General features: G+C 69.9%; 12 protein-coding genes. 3 read left to right on the top strand and 9 right to left on the bottom strand.

Annotated features, from left to right (window positions below; translation table 11 throughout):
• Window positions 1-3: 3 nt before the first annotated feature.
• The 4 genes from G4D83_RS00450 to G4D83_RS00435 all read right to left on the bottom strand — a co-directional run bounded on the left by G4D83_RS00450 (window position 4) and on the right by G4D83_RS00435 (window position 5,071).
• Entirely contained in the window at window positions 4-1,569 is a 1,566-nt protein-coding gene (locus tag G4D83_RS00450) for a hypothetical protein (protein WP_163861220.1), read from the bottom strand.
• Between the two features lie 76 nt (window positions 1,570-1,645).
• On the bottom strand, window positions 1,646-2,968 hold the full coding sequence (locus G4D83_RS00445; protein WP_163861219.1) for a DUF418 domain-containing protein: 1,323 nt from the start codon (window positions 2,966-2,968) through the stop codon (window positions 1,646-1,648).
• An 82-nt stretch (window positions 2,969-3,050) separates the two neighbouring features.
• The gene (locus G4D83_RS00440) at window positions 3,051-3,485 is read right to left on the bottom strand and encodes an ATP-dependent DNA helicase (protein ID WP_163861218.1); all 435 of its coding nucleotides are present in this window, start codon (window positions 3,483-3,485) and stop codon (window positions 3,051-3,053) included.
• Window positions 3,486-3,646: 161 nt separating this feature from the next.
• A complete protein-coding gene (locus G4D83_RS00435) occupies window positions 3,647-5,071 on the bottom strand; it encodes a hypothetical protein (protein ID WP_163861216.1) in 1,425 nt (474 codons plus the stop codon).
• 371 nt (window positions 5,072-5,442) lie between these two features.
• On the opposite strand from G4D83_RS00435, the gene G4D83_RS00430 reads away from it, so the two are divergent.
• From G4D83_RS00430 to G4D83_RS00420, 3 genes are read left to right on the top strand one after another with little or no spacing between them, the layout of a single operon-like run.
• On the top strand, window positions 5,443-5,826 hold the full coding sequence (locus tag G4D83_RS00430) for a hypothetical protein (protein ID WP_240356076.1): 384 nt from the start codon (window positions 5,443-5,445) through the stop codon (window positions 5,824-5,826).
• Window positions 5,827-5,886: 60 nt separating this feature from the next.
• Window positions 5,887-9,459, top strand: a complete 3,573-nt coding sequence (locus G4D83_RS00425; RefSeq protein ID WP_163861213.1) for a hypothetical protein — start codon at window positions 5,887-5,889, stop codon at window positions 9,457-9,459.
• Window positions 9,460-9,486: 27 nt separating this feature from the next.
• Window positions 9,487-9,825, top strand: a complete 339-nt coding sequence (locus G4D83_RS00420) for a hypothetical protein (RefSeq protein WP_163861210.1) — start codon at window positions 9,487-9,489, stop codon at window positions 9,823-9,825.
• A gap of 9 nt (window positions 9,826-9,834) precedes the next feature.
• Here the strand turns inward: G4D83_RS00420 and G4D83_RS00415 are convergent, their stop codons facing one another.
• From G4D83_RS00415 to G4D83_RS00395, 5 genes are all read right to left on the bottom strand, one after another.
• On the bottom strand, window positions 9,835-10,761 hold the full coding sequence (locus tag G4D83_RS00415) for a hypothetical protein (RefSeq protein ID WP_163861208.1): 927 nt from the start codon (window positions 10,759-10,761) through the stop codon (window positions 9,835-9,837).
• A gap of 88 nt (window positions 10,762-10,849) precedes the next feature.
• Window positions 10,850-11,737: a KPN_02809 family neutral zinc metallopeptidase gene (gene ypfJ / locus G4D83_RS00410; RefSeq protein ID WP_163861205.1), complete on the bottom strand. Its 888-nt coding sequence runs from the start codon at window positions 11,735-11,737 to the stop codon at window positions 10,850-10,852.
• Window positions 11,738-11,859: 122 nt separating this feature from the next.
• Window positions 11,860-14,613: a M16 family metallopeptidase gene (locus G4D83_RS46715; RefSeq protein ID WP_275902346.1), complete on the bottom strand. Its 2,754-nt coding sequence runs from the start codon at window positions 14,611-14,613 to the stop codon at window positions 11,860-11,862.
• Window positions 14,614-14,735: 122 nt separating this feature from the next.
• Entirely contained in the window at window positions 14,736-16,286 is a 1,551-nt protein-coding gene (locus tag G4D83_RS00400; protein ID WP_163861199.1) for a GMC family oxidoreductase, read from the bottom strand.
• Complete coding sequence (locus tag G4D83_RS00395; protein WP_163861196.1) at window positions 16,283-16,900, bottom strand: gluconate 2-dehydrogenase subunit 3 family protein; 618 nt, start codon at window positions 16,898-16,900, stop codon at window positions 16,283-16,285. The genes G4D83_RS00400 and G4D83_RS00395 overlap by 4 nt, the downstream gene beginning before the upstream one ends.
• Window positions 16,901-16,950 lie beyond the last annotated feature (50 nt).

Raw genomic sequence — 16,950 nt, 5'->3', positions numbered from 1 at the left:
CGGCTACAGCCCCAGGGCGTATACCTTGTTCCGGTCCACCACATAGACCCGGTCCTTCACGATGACAGGGTCCCTGAGTGAACCCCCGTCCGCGGTCCCCACCAACGCCAGCTTGGTCGCGATCCACAGCGTCGCGAGTGTCGAGACGGCGACGACGTGCAGCCCCGTGCGCGAGGTGATGACCAGCGTGGGGACGCTCGCTCCCGATGCGTCCTTCGTCCCCGACGCGGCGGCGATGGACGTGCTGCGCTTGCCCGCGAAGGGCGTGGTGGAAAAATCCAGGAGGTCTCTTCCGTAGTACGGGACGATGACATCGTAGACCCCCGGAAGCGCCGCCGTCAGCGGCGTGCCACCCGAGAGGGCGTCGAAGGAATAGAGCACGGTGCCCGCGTTGGGACCGGAGCTCTCCTGCACCGCGATGATGGCTCGGCCGCCCACCAGCACGGGTGCCTGATACCCGGTGATTTGCGAGCTGGGAAACGGCGGGGAGCGGAAGAGACTGGCGCCGTTGTAACCGGCATTGCGGATGTTGAACGTCACCGTGCCGGTGGCCAGGTCCCGCTCCAGCAGGTAGATGCGATTGCCGGCCACGCTGATGTTGCTCGCGGGCTCCAGCGCGACACGAGGCCAACGAGGTGTCCCGGTGGCGAGGTCCCAACCGAACAGACCCGACGCGAAGGGACGCGGCTCGGTCGCCGAGCAGTTCGTCGAGCACTGGAAGTTGTAGATGGCCGCCAGGTAGATGAAGCCGTTGTCCGTGGCGATGGAGCCCAGGCGGTCTTCCGCGGTGTCCCACTGGTGCTGGGGGAAGACTCGCGTGCCGCCGTAGTACCCGTAGGTGTTCAGCTCCAGCAGGAGGTTGCCGCGCTTGTCGAACGAGCGCAGGCCCAGCTTGGGGCCATGGTAGTGAAGCTGGTTGTAGACCCACAGGCGCGTGCCGTCCGACAGCGACTGGCCCCAGCTGTCGTTGTTCGCCTGCTCGTACTCCGCATAGGGAGTGGTGCCGCCCGAGTAGTAGTTGGCGCCGAACTGCTTGCTCCAGGTCCGGATGCCGTCGTCGTTGCGGACGACTCCGTCACGCGCCTCGTAGACACCGCCGCCCACGAGCTTCTCGTATGCGAAGAAGGAGGGCCAATGTCCCCGGTTGTCATTGAGCTGCCGGTCGACGCTCCACACGCTGGCGCCCGTGGCCGGGGCGATCTTCTCCAGGGCGGGGCTTCCACCCGAGCCGACGTAGTTGGGATTGGAGTTCCACGCCAGATAGACGCCGTCGGTGTCCGCCACCGCCCGCTCCACGCCTTGCACGGAACGCCCGGCTCCCGCGGTGGGCGCGAACTCCCAGAGCTTGGTCAGCGGATGCCACGCGCAGCCATCCGAGGTGAAGGAGCGGCGTCCATCGTGTCCCATCGTGGCCCACGCATTGGTGCCCGTGCAGGGTGGCACCACGGCGGACGCAATGACTCCAGACGACTCGGGGGGGAGCGAGGAGGGCTCCTCCGTCGAGCCTCCACATGCGCCCAGCCCCACGGCGGACAGCAGCAGCACCACGCCTCGCGTTCGCAGCGTCATGACACGACCTCCACGTCAGGGCGCACCGGAAGCTCCCGGACACGCCAGGAAAGTATCTCGCGTCACCCCGCCCTTCTCACGAGGAGGGCGCGGCTCCGACCTCACCGGGGCTCGTCGGCAGTCGCATGGGCTGGGCCTTGCCATAGGTGAGCGAGCGCCACAGCCACTCGGCGGGACCGAAGCGGAAGCGGGCCATCCACAAGTGGCTGAGGACTATCTGCACGGCGAAGATGCCCAGGGCCAGGAAGATGCTCGTCGACGGAGGCACCTTCCCGATGAGCCCCAGCCCCCATCCGTTGTAGAGCCAGACACTCACCACGGACTGCAGCAGGTAGTTCGAGAGCGCCATCCGCCCCACGGGCATCAGCACGTTGAAGACGCGCTGCACCCAGCCTCGCCGGGACAGCAGCGCGAACAGGGCGACGTAGGCCCCGCCCAGCGCCAGGCAGCCCAGCTCCTGCACCACGGTCAGCACCATCATCCAGTCACGGTCGATGAGGTCCCCCATCCCCATCGCGCGCAACCGCCACACGACCAACCCCAGCCCGTTGCCAATCACCCCCAGGAACAGCCCCCAGAACAGCAGCCGCTGGTGCAGGCGACGGTTGCCTTCGATGTCCTGGAGCAACAGGAGGCGGCCCGCCAGCAAGCCGAACAGGAACCGCCCCAGGACGAGGCTCATCCAGACGAGCCGGTTGATGCGCAGGAACGACTCGGTGTTGAAGCGAGCCATCCCCGTGAGCGCCGTCCAGAACGAGTCGCTGGAGAGCGCCTCGAACAGCCGCGCGCGAGACGCCGTCTCCAGGGCCCGGGTCGCCTTCGCCGCCTCCCCCGCGGCCTCCGCGCCGTGCAGCCAGACGGGGATGAAGCGCTCCAGCGCCGGAATCACCAGCGGAACCACCGCCATCATCGCCACCGCCCAGATGAGCACCGTCGTGTTCGAGCGGCTCCGGAACAACAGCAGCGCGAAGCCCACCATCGCGTAGGTGTGGAGGATGTCTCCGGACCAGATGGCGTACTGGTGGGTCAGCCCTATCGCCAGCAGCACCAGCAGGCGCCGCGCGTAGAGCCGGACAATCGAGGAGCCTCGCGCCTCCGCACGGGCGAGCTGGATGCTGAAGCCCAGCCCGAAGAGGAACGAGAACAACGTCACGAACTTCTGGTTCACGAAGAACTGGTACAGGCCCGAGACCACCGTCTCGAAGAGGGGTGCCGCGAGGGCCTGGGCCTGCTCTCGCGGCATCATCACCCTGCCGCTGAACCAGGACACGCTGTTGGAAACGAAGACGCCGCACAGCGCGAAACCACGCAGCGCATCCAGCAGCGTCACCCGCTCGGTGGCATCCACCGGGCGGGCATCGGCGACGTGCGCGGGCGCGGAAGAAGCAGAATCTGACATCCATCCAGCAGACGCCCACGGCCTGCGTGCGTCAACCGAGGGCTGTCGACTTCAGCCCCCGGTCTTCATGACGCGGTGCCGCCTAACCATGCCGGGAGTACGTGTCGCAGCGCGCATGCCCGTAGCGCGCGCACTCCGCCCGCTCACGACGCTCCCGCTCCACCCGAGCCTGCCGCTCGCGCTCCGCCCGCTCACGCTCCATCCGCGCCAGACGCTCACGCTCGATGCGCTCACGCTCCACCCGCGCCTGCCGCTCGCGCTCCAGCCGGGCCTGCCGCTCCCGTTCCAACCGCGCCTGCCGCTCGCGCTCCAGCCGGGCCTGCCGCTCGCGCTCGGCCCGCTCACGCTCCAGCCGCGCCCGCTCCGCGCTGGAGCGCGATTCGATGCGCTGGTCGCGAACCCACTCGGTGACGCCCGAGGTCGTGACGGGGGAGGCACCATGCACCGACTGCGCGAGGACAGGAGAAGCCACCGTGAGGGAGCACACCACCAAGACTCGCTTCAGCTTGCTGTACATGACGACCTCCTTCGCAGCGGGTTGCGCCGCGTTCTGTACAGTCTGACGGGGCCCCCTCCCGTCTATTCACCCGGGCCACCCCTGCCCGCACGGAGCCACACCCCGAGTCACACGCCTCCTCGGAGGGCTGACCCGATGCGCCACACACGGCGTACACAACGCTACGCCGTGCGCGACGGGGGCCGAGCCAGCCACAGCGCCGCGGCGGCGAACACGGAGATGGCGGTCCAGTAATAGAAGCGGTACTCGGCGCTCACGCTCACGGGGAGGTACGCCAGCGCGTAGGTGACTCCGGAAGCGGCCACGCAGAACATCAGTCCGCCATCCCGCGCGCGACGTCTCCAGCCCACGCCGGCCAGCACGACCGCGAGCACCAGCCACGGCCCTCCACGGGCGATGGCATTGGACCAGGCCTCTCGCATGGCCACGAAGCCCCGGTGGACCGCGGTGTGCTTTCGCAGCTTCAGGCCCAGCTCGTTCGGGTCGATCTGCCGGTGGTAGCTCCCGTTGTCCTGATAGTAGGAGTCGGACAAGCCCTCCAGGCCCAGGTTCGCGACATACGACGCCCACCGATGCCGCAGATAGGCCCCCGGGTAGGCGCGCACGACGCGGAGCCACTCCCGCGTCAGGGGCTCCTTCGCCGCGAGGAGCTCTTCGGTAGAGATGGCGCCCCGCGCCGGGTCTCCCCACAGAATCGGCGACACCGCGCGCGGGTCATAGAGGTAGCCCAGCTTGGCCGCGTCCCACTTCCACCGCGCCACGAGCGGCGAGCCCTCCATCGCCGCCGGCTCGCGCGCATAGACGCCCGCCACGTCGAACACCAGCAGCGCGCCGCCAATCCATGTCTTGCTCACGCTGGCGGCGCGCTCGATGAAGCCCGGTGCTATCGCCAGCACCGCGAGGAGCAACACACCCGCGATGACGGGACGGCTCCGGTCCTTCATCAGCACGGGCACGCGCGCCACCACCATGGGCACCAGCAACATGCTGGCGGTGATGGCGTTGTGCCGCGTCAGCGTCGCGGCGACGAGGCACGCGAAGGCCCATCCCGGTCGTCCCCGCGTGAGCAACACCACCGTCCAGAGCAGGGCCACCGCGTTGAACACGTCCTTCCAGAGCGTCACCCCCACCGCCCAGGTGCTGGGAAGGACCCAGTACACGCCCAGCAACGCGAGCGCGGCCAGCCCGCGACGCCCCGAGACACCTCCGAGCAACACCACCGGCCCCAGCGCCAGCCCCAGGAGCTGGAAGGCCATCACCGGCCACGTCGAGCCCGTCAGCAGGAAGGCCTTGCCCAACAAGAAGGCGTAGAAGGGCGAATGCCAGTCCGTGTACTCCCCGGTCCGGCCCTGCCACAGCATGCTGAGCGAGTCCGCCGACATCAGTCCGGGCTGGAAGGCCACGAACAGCAGCACGCCCCAGATGAGCGCCAGGAACAGCCGGACGTGCCGGCTCCCCAGCGTCGCGAGCAGACGCCCCCCGACAGACGGTTTGTCGACGGCGACCGTGTCGACCTGGACGGGCGGTCCCGTCGGAGCGAGCGCAGCCTGGTCCACCTCCGGCACCGACCGGCCTTCCATCCCCATGGCGACGCGCCCTCACTGTGAACGATGACGCGGGGAGACTGTCAGGCCAGGTCGGTAAATCCAAGCATCTCATGCCTGGATGAAGCGTCGACCAGTCAACCCTCCGCACAACCGGGCGTCTTGTCCGGGTCCGGAAAAGCGTGGGCACGCTGGGGTACCGCTTCGTCGTCTCCCTCGGCCACTCCTGGCGTATGGCCGGGAACCTCGTCCTCATAACCCTGCTCGCGGGCCCTCCCATCCTCCAAGGGTTCACCTGCTCGCTGTCGCGTGTCGATGTCTGGCATCACGGCCTCCTGTCCTCGAAAAAGATAGGCAGTGATGGCCCGGGAGGATGGCGCCTGGGCGATGATGCGAGGACCTCGGGAGGCTGCATGGCCACGTTGCTCGGGAGCACCCTTCGCCAGTTGCGAGACGGCGCCACCCGGCTCGCCCAGAACACGGCGGCCCTGGCGATGACCGCCCTCGTCGTCCTGCGCCCCTACCGCGCGGGAAGCGAGCGGGCGCGGCGCAACGCCGAACGCCTCATCACCGCGTGCCGGGCCTTCCAGACGCGACATGGCCAGTTGCCCCAGGCGCTCACGGAGCTGGTCCCCGCGTTCCTCCCCGAGCTGCCACCCGCGAAGTACTCCGGCCCCCACTTCGGCTTCACCTATGACGTGGGCCCCGGGCGACACGTGCTCGGCTGGACGGAACGGATTCCCTTCGGACGCCCCTTCTATGTCTTCGAGGAAGACCGCTGGGGTTATCTGGACTGAGGCCCTCGCGTCCCGGGGGGCATGCACGGACGACACCGTCTTGGGCTAACGTCCCCGCACATGCACCTCACGCGCCTTTCCACCGCCGTGCTGCTGCTGTGCCTCGTCATGGCGGGTTGTGAGCGGGGCTCGACGCCACCGCCCGTGGCCCCCGCGCCGAAGCCGCAAGCGCCTCCGGAGAGCTTCCTCAAGGCCGGCCTCGCCGCGCCCGTCACCGCCCCCGGCGTCATCGACCCCGGCGAGGTGAACGTCGCGGACCTGCGCGATGGCCTGGCGGACCCGAGGATCCTCAGTGAGCAGGACCTCGAGAAATTGCTCCAGAGTGCCCGTCAGGGGCCCTCCACTCCCACCGGGGAGCTGCTTCACGAGGAAGGAGGTCCGGAGCCGGAGGAAGAGCGCGTCGCGCGGGATGTGGCGCTCGGAGCCGTCCCGCCTCCACCGCCGCCCCCTCCCGCCGCGCCCGCACCCGCCGCCGCGATGCGGCCGATGGACGCGGCCCGAGAGGCGCCCGCCGCGTCGTCGGGTGGGCGGGTCCTGGAGGCCAAGCGTCGCGAAATCATCCAGATCATCCGGGGAGGCGGAGGCGGAGGGGAAGCCGCCGAGCGGGAACCGGCCAAGCTGGCGATGAAGAACGGCCAGGCGCATGACGACGCGCCGCCCACCCCCGTGCTGCCCAAGGTGGAGACCGCGCCCCGCGCCGCGAAGGTGCTGGTGCGCGACGAGTCCGGTCGTTACCAGCCCCTGAAGACGCGAGCGATTCGCGTGGTGACGTACATCCAGGGCGCCCGCGCGCGCACGGTGGTGGACCACCTCTTCGAGAACGACACGCCCCACAACCTGGAGGGCACCTTCTACTACCCGCTGCCCGGTGGCGCGTCCGTGGCGGGCTTCGCGCTCTACTCGGGCTCCGTGTCGGTGAATTCCCCGTCCCTCTTCCAGTCCTCGGACCTGCTGCCTCCCCTCGGCGATGGCACCTCGGACGTGGAGCAACTCACGGCCGCCGCGCCCCCCAGCCCTCCGGGCGCGAAGCGCTCCTGGGGCGCTCCCCAGGAGGCCCGCGTCGTCGAGCAGAAGCGCGCGCGCGAGGTGTATGAGGACATCGTCCGCAACAACGTCGACCCGGCGCTGCTGGAGTGGGCCGGCGCTTCCACCTTCAGCGCCCGCGTCTTCCCGCTGCCGCCCCGCTCCCTCAAGCGCGTGGTCATCGCCTACGAGCAGACGCTGCTCCATGACGGCGAGCGCCTGCGCTACACGTGGCCCCTGCCCGTCGGCGCGGGCAAGGACCTCCAGGTGTCCGCGCGTGTGCACGTGGACCCGCGCCACACGCAAGCGGTGCTGGTGGCTCCCGAGGTGAAGGGGAAGCCCCGCGAGCTGGGCACGTGGCGGACCTATGACTTGCCCTCCCTCACGGGAGACGGCGCGCTGTCGGTGGCCCTCACGCCGAAGAACAAGGAAGCGGACGTCCTGGTGGGACGCGATGACGCGGGCCTTCCGGGCCAGGCGTTTCATGCGCGCGTGCGCCTGCCCGCGCGGCTGACGTCGGAGGCGGAGGGTCCGCCCACCGGTCGCGCCGTGCTCGTGGTGGACACGTCGCTGGCCACGGAGGACGGCAACGCCTGGGCGCTCCAGGCCGCGACCCTGCGCGCGCTCTTGGAGAAGGACTCCACGCTGAAGGAGTACGCGGTGCTGCTCTTCGACGTGCGGCCCCGCTGGCTGCATGGCTCGGGCTGGCGCGTGAACGACGCCGCGCGGCGCCAGGAGACGTTCTCCGAGCTGGAGCGCGTGTACCTGGAGGGCGCCTCCCACGTGGATGGCATGCTGGCGGAGCTGGACCGGGCCGCGGGTGAATGGCTCAAGCCCGTCAAGCCCGGCGAGCGCGTGACGGCCTTCCTTCTCTCCGACGGCAACGTCACCTGGGGCCAGAGCACCGTCGAGTCGCTCATCTCCCGCCACGGCAGCGCCGAAGCCCTGCGCTGGGTGACGTATCGCTTTGGCGAGGCAGCGGTGAACACGGACCTGTTCGACGCGCTCTCACGGGCCAGCGGAGGCCGGAGCGTGACGGTGCTCTCCGGTGGCCAGGTAGAGGCCGCGGCGAGGGCCCACCGGGCCATGTCCGTGGTGCTCTCCCGCGTGGAGGTGAAGGGCGCCGCCGTGAAGGACCTCGTCATCGCGGGCCGACCGCACCTCGTCTTCCCGGGCCAGGAGCTGCTGGTGGCGGGACGGTTGCCGGAGAAGGGCACCGCGGAGCTGGTGGTGTCGACGCGCGCCGGCGACGTGGAGCAGACGCTCAGCGTGCCGCTGTCCTCGGAGGACGACAGCACCTTCGCGCCGCGCGCCTGGGCGGACCTCTTCGTCACGCGGATGGTGGCCCTGGATGACGTGCGCCTGGACCGGATGGTGGTGGCGCTCAGTCAGCACTACCGGCTGGCCAACGCGCGCGCGTCCATGCTCGTGCTCGAGTCCGAGTCGGACTACCAGCGCTTCGCCATCCGCGACGAGCGCGTGGAGCTGGATGACCTGGAGACGCTGCGCAAGCGAGAGCAGGACCAGCGCAAGGACAAGCTCCAGGGGCTCGACCTGGACCAGGTGCCCAAGTCCGGGCTCGCCGTGGTGCGGACCCTGACGGAGAACCGCTCGGCCCTGGCGCCCCTGATGAAGCGTCAGCCGCTGCGCGACGAGCCCTATGCGGGCGGCGAGCCTCGACTCACCGCGGAGCTGACCTACCGCAAGGCGCGTCGGGAGAATCGCGACGACGTGACGCTGTACGAGGGCATCGCCCGTCAGCGCGCCTTCGCCGGAGACACCGGGGGCGCGCTGCGGGCCCTGTCCTCCCCCGTGGAGCTGCGGCCCAAGGACGCGGAGGCCCTGCGCCTGGTCGGCTACGGCCTGCTCGCCATGGGGCAGTTCCCCGCCGCCTCGGAGCTGTTCGAGCACGTCCGACTCAACCGCCCCTTCGAGGGTCAGGCGTATCTGGAGGAAGCCCTCGCGCTGGATGCCTCCGGGCGCCATGCCGAGGCCGCGCGCAACTACGAAATCGTCCTCGCGGGCGCGCAGTGGCGACACGTCACGGAGCTGCGCCTGGTCGCGGCGTACCACTACGGGCGCCTGCTCTCCGCGCTGGCACGCCATCCCCGCGCGGAGTCCTTCGCGTCCGTGCTGAAGGCGCGCCTCGGCGAAATCCAGGAGGCCAGCACGGCCTGGTACGGCGGCGTGTCCTCCACGCCCATCGACTACCAGCTCACCACCCACTGGAACTCGGACTCGACGGACATCGACCTGTGGGTCATCGAGCCCAACGGTGAGCGCTGCTACTACCAGCACAAGCAGACGCGGCTGGGTGGACAGCTCTACTGGGACATCACCGATGGCCTGGGCCCGGAGCTGTATCACGCGCGCAAGGTCGCCCCCGGCCCCTACCACGTCGTGGTGCACTTCTACGGGCACCGCTCGCCCAAGCTCTCCGTCCCCACGGCGCTGCTGCTGGTGAGCGACAAGGGCGTCTTCGCGTCCGCGGACTCCTATGAGCGTCGCTTCCAGCTCCGCATCCTCCCCAAGAACGACGCGAGGCTGCTGCTGCGGCGCGAGGAGTTCATCCCGCTCAAGACGGCCCTGTCCGCCGAAACCAGGCCCTGAACGATTCGCCTCCGCGAGAGACACGTCATGCACGGACGAAAACCCAGGGGTCCCATCGGACGCGTCGGTGGCCTGCGCCGTGTCGAAGGCGCCGACGGTGTCGTCCGGGTCAGCGCGCTGGAGCGCGTCTCCCGCCCCGAGCGCATCGAGGGCCGCGACGTCACGAGGCGCTCCTTCTCCGAGGCCCTGGACCGGGCCTCGCGAGGGCTTCACAGCACGGAGCCCCTGTCCTCGCCCTCACCGCGAAGGGCCATGCCACCTCCGCCCGCGAGACGCTCGGATGACGACGAGTCGATGCTTCCTCCCGAGCCTCCGCCGGAGGGCTTCCTCGGCATGCTCTGGTGGAAGGTGAAGGGGCGTCGCTAGCCCGCGACGCTAGAAGGTGAAGCCCCCGCCCAGGTACGGGCCATGGAGCCGGTCCTGGTGGGCCACGCCGTCCACCGTGCCCTGGTCGTCCAGGACCAGGCCCCGCCAGCCGCCTCGAATCATGAGGCTGCCCAGGTGCAGGGCCAGCCCCACCGTGCCGTCGAGCTGGAGGTACGGCCACGGGGTGACTTGCGTGCGAGCCTCCAGGTCCAGGGGGCCCAGGATGCAGGCCTCGAAGGACACGCCCACGCTGGGCCCCACGAGCATGACGTCCGGCGCATACGCCGTGCTCACGCCCGCCTCCGCGCGCAGCCGCAGCTGCTCGCGCACGAGGAACGCATGCGTCAGGTGCACCTCCGACAGCGTGAGCCTGTCTCGTCCGTCCGTGCCGTCATCGGTGGGCAGGGACAGCCGCAGCACGTGGCCCTCCACGCCGAAGCGGCGGAACTCCAACCCCACGAACATGTCGGCGCCCTTCGCGTCGTCTCGAAGGAGCAGGTTCTGCGCGCCCATGCGGAAGGACACCGGCACCGCGTGCCGACGCTCCGTGCTCACCTCCGCGGTGACCTCCGGGGCCATGCCCGGCTGGAGGCTTGCGTTGGCCCTCCGGGGCAGGTGGGTGCCCGTATTGGCAATCGCATGGACCATGCCCTCGAGCATCCACCCGAACAGGCTCCCGACCAGCTCGTTGCCCAGGTCATCCAGCGAGTCCGAGCAGCAGTCGTCGCTCCCCGAGTCGGAGGAGCCCTTGTCGGAGTCGGAGTCCTTGTCGTCGTCATCATCATCATCGTCGTCCTGACCGATGGCGGTGGCCTCGTGGGCGTCCGACTTCGACTCGCTCGGCTTGGAGCGCTTGCCGAAGCGGGCCTCCGCGGGCGCGGCCAGCAACAGGCCGACGAGCAGCCCCGCGCACCATCTGGCTTGAAATGAAGGCACGCCCCCTCCGACGTCGATGGCCGTGGATTCGTTCCACGTGAGGCCATTCAAACGCGGGAGGGGGTCTGGACGCCAATCGTCCCGTGGGTCAGCGGCGACGGCGCGACGGCGTGGACGCGTCGGAGAACGTGTCGCACGCCTCCAGGGTGCCCTGTGACAGGCCCTTCTTGAACCACGCGACGCGTTGCTCCGAGGAGCCATGGGTGAAGGACTCGGGGACGACGTAGCCCCGGGTGCGACGCTGGAGCGTGTCGTCACCAATGGCGGACGCGGCACCCAGGCCCTCCTCCACGTCGCCCTCCTCCAGCACCTGGCGCTCCCGCTGCGCATGGTGGGCCCAGATGCCGGCGAAGCAGTCCGCCTGCAGCTCCTGGAGCACCGACAGCACGTTGGCCTGCTCCGGCGAGGCGCGGCTCCGCGCGGCCTGCACCTGCTCGGAGATGCCCATCAGATTCTGCACGTGGTGCCCCACCTCGTGCGCCACCACGTACGCCTGGGCGAAGTCACCCGGCGCGCCGAAGCGGCGGTCCAGCTCGTCGAAGAAGTCCAGGTCCAGATACACGCGCTGGTCCGGCGGGCAGTAGAAGGGCCCCACCGCGCTCTCCTGGAGCCCGCACGCGGATTGCACCGCTCCCGTGAAGAGCACCAGCCGGGGGTCCACGTAGTTCACCCCATGCGGCTCCAGCAGGCCCGGCCACGTGTCCTCCGTGTCCGCGAGGATGACGGACACGAAGTCCTTCAGCTCCGCATGGCGCGGATCATCGGGCACACCCGAGCCGCCCGTGCCGGAGCCGCCCTGTTGGCCCAGTCCGCCTCCAGAGTTGGTGGTGATGACGGACGGGTCTCCGCCCAGCAGCATCACCAGCAGCGCCACGACGATGGAGCCGACCCCCCCGCCCACCGCCAGGGGACGCCCGATGCCACTGCCTCGCCGGTCTTCCACATTGGAGCTGCGACGACCACCCTGCCACCGCATGCCTGCCCCCTCCTGGACGGATTCTCCGTCGGGGCAAGGTAGTCAGCGTCGGAGCGAAGGGACGCCCGCCACGCGCCCCTCGCCTGGTCGACAGCGCGCCAGGCGAGGGAGCACACGAGCGGCTACGGCACGGACAGCGCCTGGAGGGCGGTGCGGGCCTGGGCCTCGTCGGCGACCACCCCCACCACGAGCCGCTTGAGGCAGCCGTCGAACTCCTGCTTCAGCGCGGCGGCCGTCACGGCCTGGAGGTGGGCGGGACGCTGGGCCAGAGACTCCGGCGAGAAGCCCCGCACCCGGGCATCCAGGAGCGCCTGCACCCACGACTCCGAGGAGATGAACGACACCGCCTGCGTCGCGAGCAGCCGCGAACGGGAGCGCGCCACCTCGCCCTCGTCCAGGTTCGTGGCGAAGGTGGAGAGCAAATCCTGCACGTACTTCGCGCCCTCCGTCATTCGCTGCGCATCCACCACGCCCTCCACCACCAGGTGGGAGGCACCGCCGCGCGCCACCCAGGTGCTCGCGCTGAAGCCGTAGGAGGCCCCGCGCTGCGAGCGCACCTCGTGGAACGCACGCCCGGACACCAGCTCCGCCATCATCGAGTAGCGCGCCGCGGCCTCGGGAGTGGCCGTGGGAAGCCGGCAGGCCAGTTGCAGATGACCCTGGGTCGCACCCGGGCGGGGAGTGACGAGCGTACGGGCCTTCGCGGAGGGCTCGGGCAACGCCGGCGCGCCGGGCACGCTCACCGCCGTGGCGGGTCCGTGCTTCCAGCCGCCCAGGTACTCGCGCACCAGGGGCTCCACCGTCTTCACGTCGAACTCGCCGGCGATGACCACCACGGTGTTGGCAGGACGGTACACATCCCCAATCCAGGTCTGGACGTCCTCCCAGGACACCTGCGCCATCTCCTCGCCGGTGGCGTCTCGCGAGTACGCATGCGTCCCGTAGAGGGCCTTCATCAGCTCGCGTTCCGCCCGGACCTCCGGGTGCGCGTCCACCGCGCGCCGCCACGGCACCACCTGCTCCTGGAGGTACTTCACCGCCTCCAGCGAGGTCCGCGTGGTGGCCAGCTGTTCGGACAGCAGCGCCAGCATGTTGCCGATGTTGCCGGCGGTGCCGGCGACCTCGATGCGCTCGTGGTCCTTGTGCATGTCTCCGTACACATGCAGCCCCCAGTGGCTGGCATGGCCCTCGAACCACGACTCGCGGAAGGCGCCGTAGCTGGCCATGGCCGCCGCGCCCGGCTTCGCGCCGTACGTGGAGCCGCCGCCCAGCACCGCGCCCACCCGCACCACGGGCAGCCCGGGCCGGGGCGCGAGCAGCACCTCCATGCCGTTGTCGAGCTTCAGCGTCTGCACGGGTGCGGACAGGGCCGTCAGCATGGACGGGGTGATGCGCTGCTCCGCCGTCACCGGGGAGGTCTCCTCCGGCAGGGTCGCGGGCGCGGCGACGCTGGCGCCACCGCTCTCTCCCGGCCGCACCAGGATGATGCGGGCCCGCTCCCGCTGGAGCCACTTGTAGGCGAAGTCCGTCACCTTGCCGCCGTCGATGGTCATCAGCGCCATCTGCGCGCGCGTGTAGCCACGCACGTCGAGCATGAAGTGCGTCAGCTCCGCGCGGCGCACGGTGCGCGACATCAAATCTTCGGACTCCAGCACCATGCCGGTGATGACGTTGCGGCGCATGGACTGGAAGTCGAACTCACGGCCGAGCACCGCCCCCGCGCTGATGCTCTGCGTCCACGTCTCGTAGACCCGGTCCAACACCTTGTCCGCGGACCTGCGCGGGTTGGCGCCCGTGGTGAGCGGCACGCGGACCACCAGCAGCGAGGCGCGCGTGCCGGGAATCACCTGCGTGCCGACTCCCGCGATGTCTCCGTCGGTGAGCTGCGCCCCCGACAGGCTCCGGCTCAGGTTCACCCGGACGAAGTCATGGATGGCGCTGGCCTCGTCGAAGGAGCGCGGCAGCACCCAGGAGATGTACAGCTCCGGCGAGCCGACGGACGCCTTGTACTCCGGAATGGACGGCGCGGCGGCCTTCAAGGGCGGCTCCGTCACCTGCGGCAGGCGCGTGTCCACGGCGAGCGGCGCGCCAGTGCCCACCCACGCGGGGGGCAGGCTCTGCATCAACACCGCCTCCACGGCGGCCAGGTCCACGTCCCCGGCGATGACCAGGGTGACGTTGTCCGGACGGTAGTGGTTGCGCGCGAAGCGCTGGGCATCCGCCAGGGCGAGCGCCGTGAGGGAATCGTGCGTGCCGATGATGGGCCGCGAGTACGGGTGCTCCGGCGGATAGGCCGCCGCGTGCATCCAGCTGAAGACCTGGCCCACGTAGCCCGTTTCGTTGCGCTGGCGCAGCTCGTTGCGCACCACCTCGCGCTCCACCGCGAAGACCTCCGGCGTGACACCGGCGAGCGGAGCGGACATCCGCTGTCCCTCCATCTTCAACAGCGCGGCCAGCGACTCCTTGGGCGCCATCGTCTGGTACAGCGTGTGGTCCAGGCTGGTGAAGGCATTGAAGCGGCCCGCCCCCAGGTCCTCCAGCCGCGTCCACACCGAGGGGCTGCCCGCGTGACGCGAGCGGAACGCCAGGTGCTCCACGACGTGCGCCAGGCCTTCCTTGCCCGCGGGGTCGCTGGAGCCGCCCGTTCCCACCAGGGCCACCACCGCCACCACCGGTGCGCGCGCGTCCTGCTCCACCACCACCCGCAGCCCCGAGGGCATGCGGAAGTCTCGCAAGGGGAAGGACACGTCGCGCATCACCACCTGGCCGCGCTGGGGCAAGGTCGAACACGCACCCAACACGGCGGAGAGGACGACGACGGCCGCCGTCATCCTCCGCGCACGCGGAGAAGGCCGAGACAGGAACAGGGAGCTCATACGGAATGGACTCATGGGGGACTTCGTGCACGGCAAGGACTGCCATGCGCGCCCGTGGAGACGGGGTGGACTGCATAGAACATCTGATGGCGAAAACACCATCATCGTTCCGTCATGGAATGTCACACAGCGGCTGCGACGTGCTGGCTCCCCCAGTGGGCGATGCCGAGGATGGACTCCATGGGATTGACGCCCAGGGCGGTGGGAAAAACGGAGCCGTCCACGACGAAGAGGTTGTCCGCGTCCCAGTAGCGCAGCGTGCTGTCCACCACGCTCGTCTCCGGACCGCCACCCATGGCGCACCCGCCCATCTGGTGCGCGCTGAGGACGGAGAGTTGGAGCGGGCCATAGGGCGCATCGTCCAGGAGGGCGATGTCCTTCTCGCTTCGCATGACCACGGGACGCGAGTGCGGGCTCGACACCTGCTCCGCGCCGGCGGCGAACTGGATGCGCGCGGACACCTTGAGGGCCTCGCGGAAAGCCTCCCAGTGAAAGTCGTTGAGCGGGTAGTCGACCTTGAAGCGCGAGTATTCGCCCTCGCCGCGCAGGGCCACCGTGCCCCCTTCGTCCCCGGGGTGCACGCCATCCAGGCAGATGGAGATGAGGGCATTGGCATACGGCAGCCGCGCCATCCGGTCCTGGTGCGCCGCGCCCAGGCCCGTCAGCGCCAAGGAGTTGAGGATGGGCAGCAGCGGAGGCACCTCCAGGAGCCACCCCAGCTTGCCTTCTCCCCGGTTGATGAACTGCCGCGAGTACACGCTGATGGGCGCGCCGCGATAGGCCTCCACCGGCTCCCGGAAGTCGGCGTTGGAGACGACCACGGGGTGGAGGAAGAGGCGCTTTCCCACCCGGCCCCGTCCGGTGAGCCCGCTGCGCAAGAGCAGCCCCGGCGAGTTGATGGCTCCGCCGCACACCGCCGTCACCTTCGCCTTCACCGTGAGCCGCTTTCCGGTGGGCCGGTTCGTGCTCGGGTTCAACACGTCCGCGTGGACCGCCACCACGCGCCCGCCCTGGGTCTCCAGCTTCCGCGCGCTGACGTTGGCGAACAGCCGCATCCCCTTCTCCACCGCTTCGGGAATCAGCGTCACCAGCAGGGACTGCTTGGCGTTGGTGGGGCAGCCCAGACCGCATGTGCCCAGCGCCGCGCATGAGCGCACGTTGCGCTTCACCGTGCCCCGGCTGTAGCCCAGCGCGCCCAATCCCTCCCACAGAATCCGGTTGTTGCGATTGGACTGCTCGAGCGGCCACTCGCGGATGTTCAGCCGCTCCTCCAGCCAATCCCAGTGCGGCGCGAGCGTGGTGGCGTCCAGCCCCTTCACGCCATGCGTGTCGCGCCAGCGCTCCAGGATTTCCGGCGGCGTGCGGAAGCAGGCACACCAGTTGATGGCGGTGCCACCGCCCACCGTGCGGCCCTGGAAGATGCCGATGGACAGGTCATCCGTCGCCCGGTTGCCGGCCTCCTGATAGAAAGTGGAGTAGGCCTTCGACTCGTTCAGGTCGAAGTCGCGACGGGTGTGGTAGCCGCCCTCTTCCAGCATCACCACGTCCAGCCCTCGCTTCGCCAACTCCAGCCCGAGCACTCCGCCGCCCGCGCCGCTGCCCACCACGCAGACGTCGCACGTGAGCGTCTGGTCCTCGGTCAGCTCATCTCCCGTCCGGATGCGGCCGCTCATGGCGTGGACCCTCCGGTGCCCGCGAAGGAACCATCCGACGGCCCTTTCCAGACGGGCGCGTCCGCGACGTGGAAGCCCCGCGGCGCCACGTAGCCCGTGGCCGCGATGGCCGCCGGGTGCGAGTAGTACGCGGCATGGGTCAGCGAGCGCAGCGCGTGAAAGGCGCCGCGACGGAACACCAGCCGCGACGTCCGCCAGTCCTCCAGCACGGCGTCCTGCGCCTCGGGGGACAGCCGCGAGAAGGGCGTGACGCGGCCCGAGAACAACAGGCCCGCCAGCGCGTTGTCGAAGATTCCCAGCACGTCCCGGACCTCCTTCGCGACCAGGGGGTCTCCGCGCGCGAGCACCTGGTCCGCCAGGAAGGCCACGCGCGCGGTGTCCGCGTCCGGCCAGCCCTCGCGAGGCGGGAAGGCCCGGCGGGCGATGGCCTGGAACGTGGCGTACTCGCGAGGCCCGAAGACCTGGAGTCCTTCGACTGGCAGGGGCAATGACAGCCCTTCGCGCAGGAACAGCGCGCCACCGCCTCCCAGCGCGAGCAGCGCGCCACCGAAGACTCCGCGCTTGAGCAGTCCTCGACGCGACAGCGAGGGTGGCCCGACGTGAGACGGGGACATCGCGGCCTCCGAAACGAAACGGGTCCACAACGCTGCCTGAGGCCGCCGGA

Source organism: Myxococcus eversor (assembly GCF_010894455.1).
Classification (GTDB): Bacteria; Myxococcota; Myxococcia; order Myxococcales; family Myxococcaceae; genus Myxococcus; species Myxococcus eversor.
Note: the sequence above shows the minus strand (reverse complement) of the source record. Positions and strands in the feature narration are given on the sequence as shown.

Bases quoted from the DNA above. Each gene is read 5' to 3' on its own strand.
- G4D83_RS00400 (WP_163861199.1), bottom strand. From the start codon at position 16,286: ATGAGCGGCCGCATCCGGACGGGAGATGAGCTGACCGAGGACCAGACG.
- G4D83_RS00435 (WP_163861216.1), bottom strand. From the start codon at position 5,071: ATGGGGATGGAAGGCCGGTCGGTGCCGGAGGTGGACCAGGCTGCGCTC.
- G4D83_RS00430 (WP_240356076.1), top strand. From the start codon at position 5,443: ATGGCCACGTTGCTCGGGAGCACCCTTCGCCAGTTGCGAGACGGCGCC.
- G4D83_RS00420 (WP_163861210.1), top strand. From the start codon at position 9,487: ATGCACGGACGAAAACCCAGGGGTCCCATCGGACGCGTCGGTGGCCTG.
- ypfJ (WP_163861205.1), bottom strand. From the start codon at position 11,737: ATGCGGTGGCAGGGTGGTCGTCGCAGCTCCAATGTGGAAGACCGGCGA.
- G4D83_RS00440 (WP_163861218.1), bottom strand. From the start codon at position 3,485: ATGTACAGCAAGCTGAAGCGAGTCTTGGTGGTGTGCTCCCTCACGGTG.
- G4D83_RS00425 (WP_163861213.1), top strand. From the start codon at position 5,887: ATGCACCTCACGCGCCTTTCCACCGCCGTGCTGCTGCTGTGCCTCGTC.
- G4D83_RS00445 (WP_163861219.1), bottom strand. From the start codon at position 2,968: ATGTCAGATTCTGCTTCTTCCGCGCCCGCGCACGTCGCCGATGCCCGC.
- G4D83_RS00395 (WP_163861196.1), bottom strand. From the start codon at position 16,900: ATGTCCCCGTCTCACGTCGGGCCACCCTCGCTGTCGCGTCGAGGACTG.
- G4D83_RS00450 (WP_163861220.1), bottom strand. From the start codon at position 1,569: ATGACGCTGCGAACGCGAGGCGTGGTGCTGCTGCTGTCCGCCGTGGGG.
- G4D83_RS46715 (WP_275902346.1), bottom strand. From the start codon at position 14,613: ATGAGCTCCCTGTTCCTGTCTCGGCCTTCTCCGCGTGCGCGGAGGATG.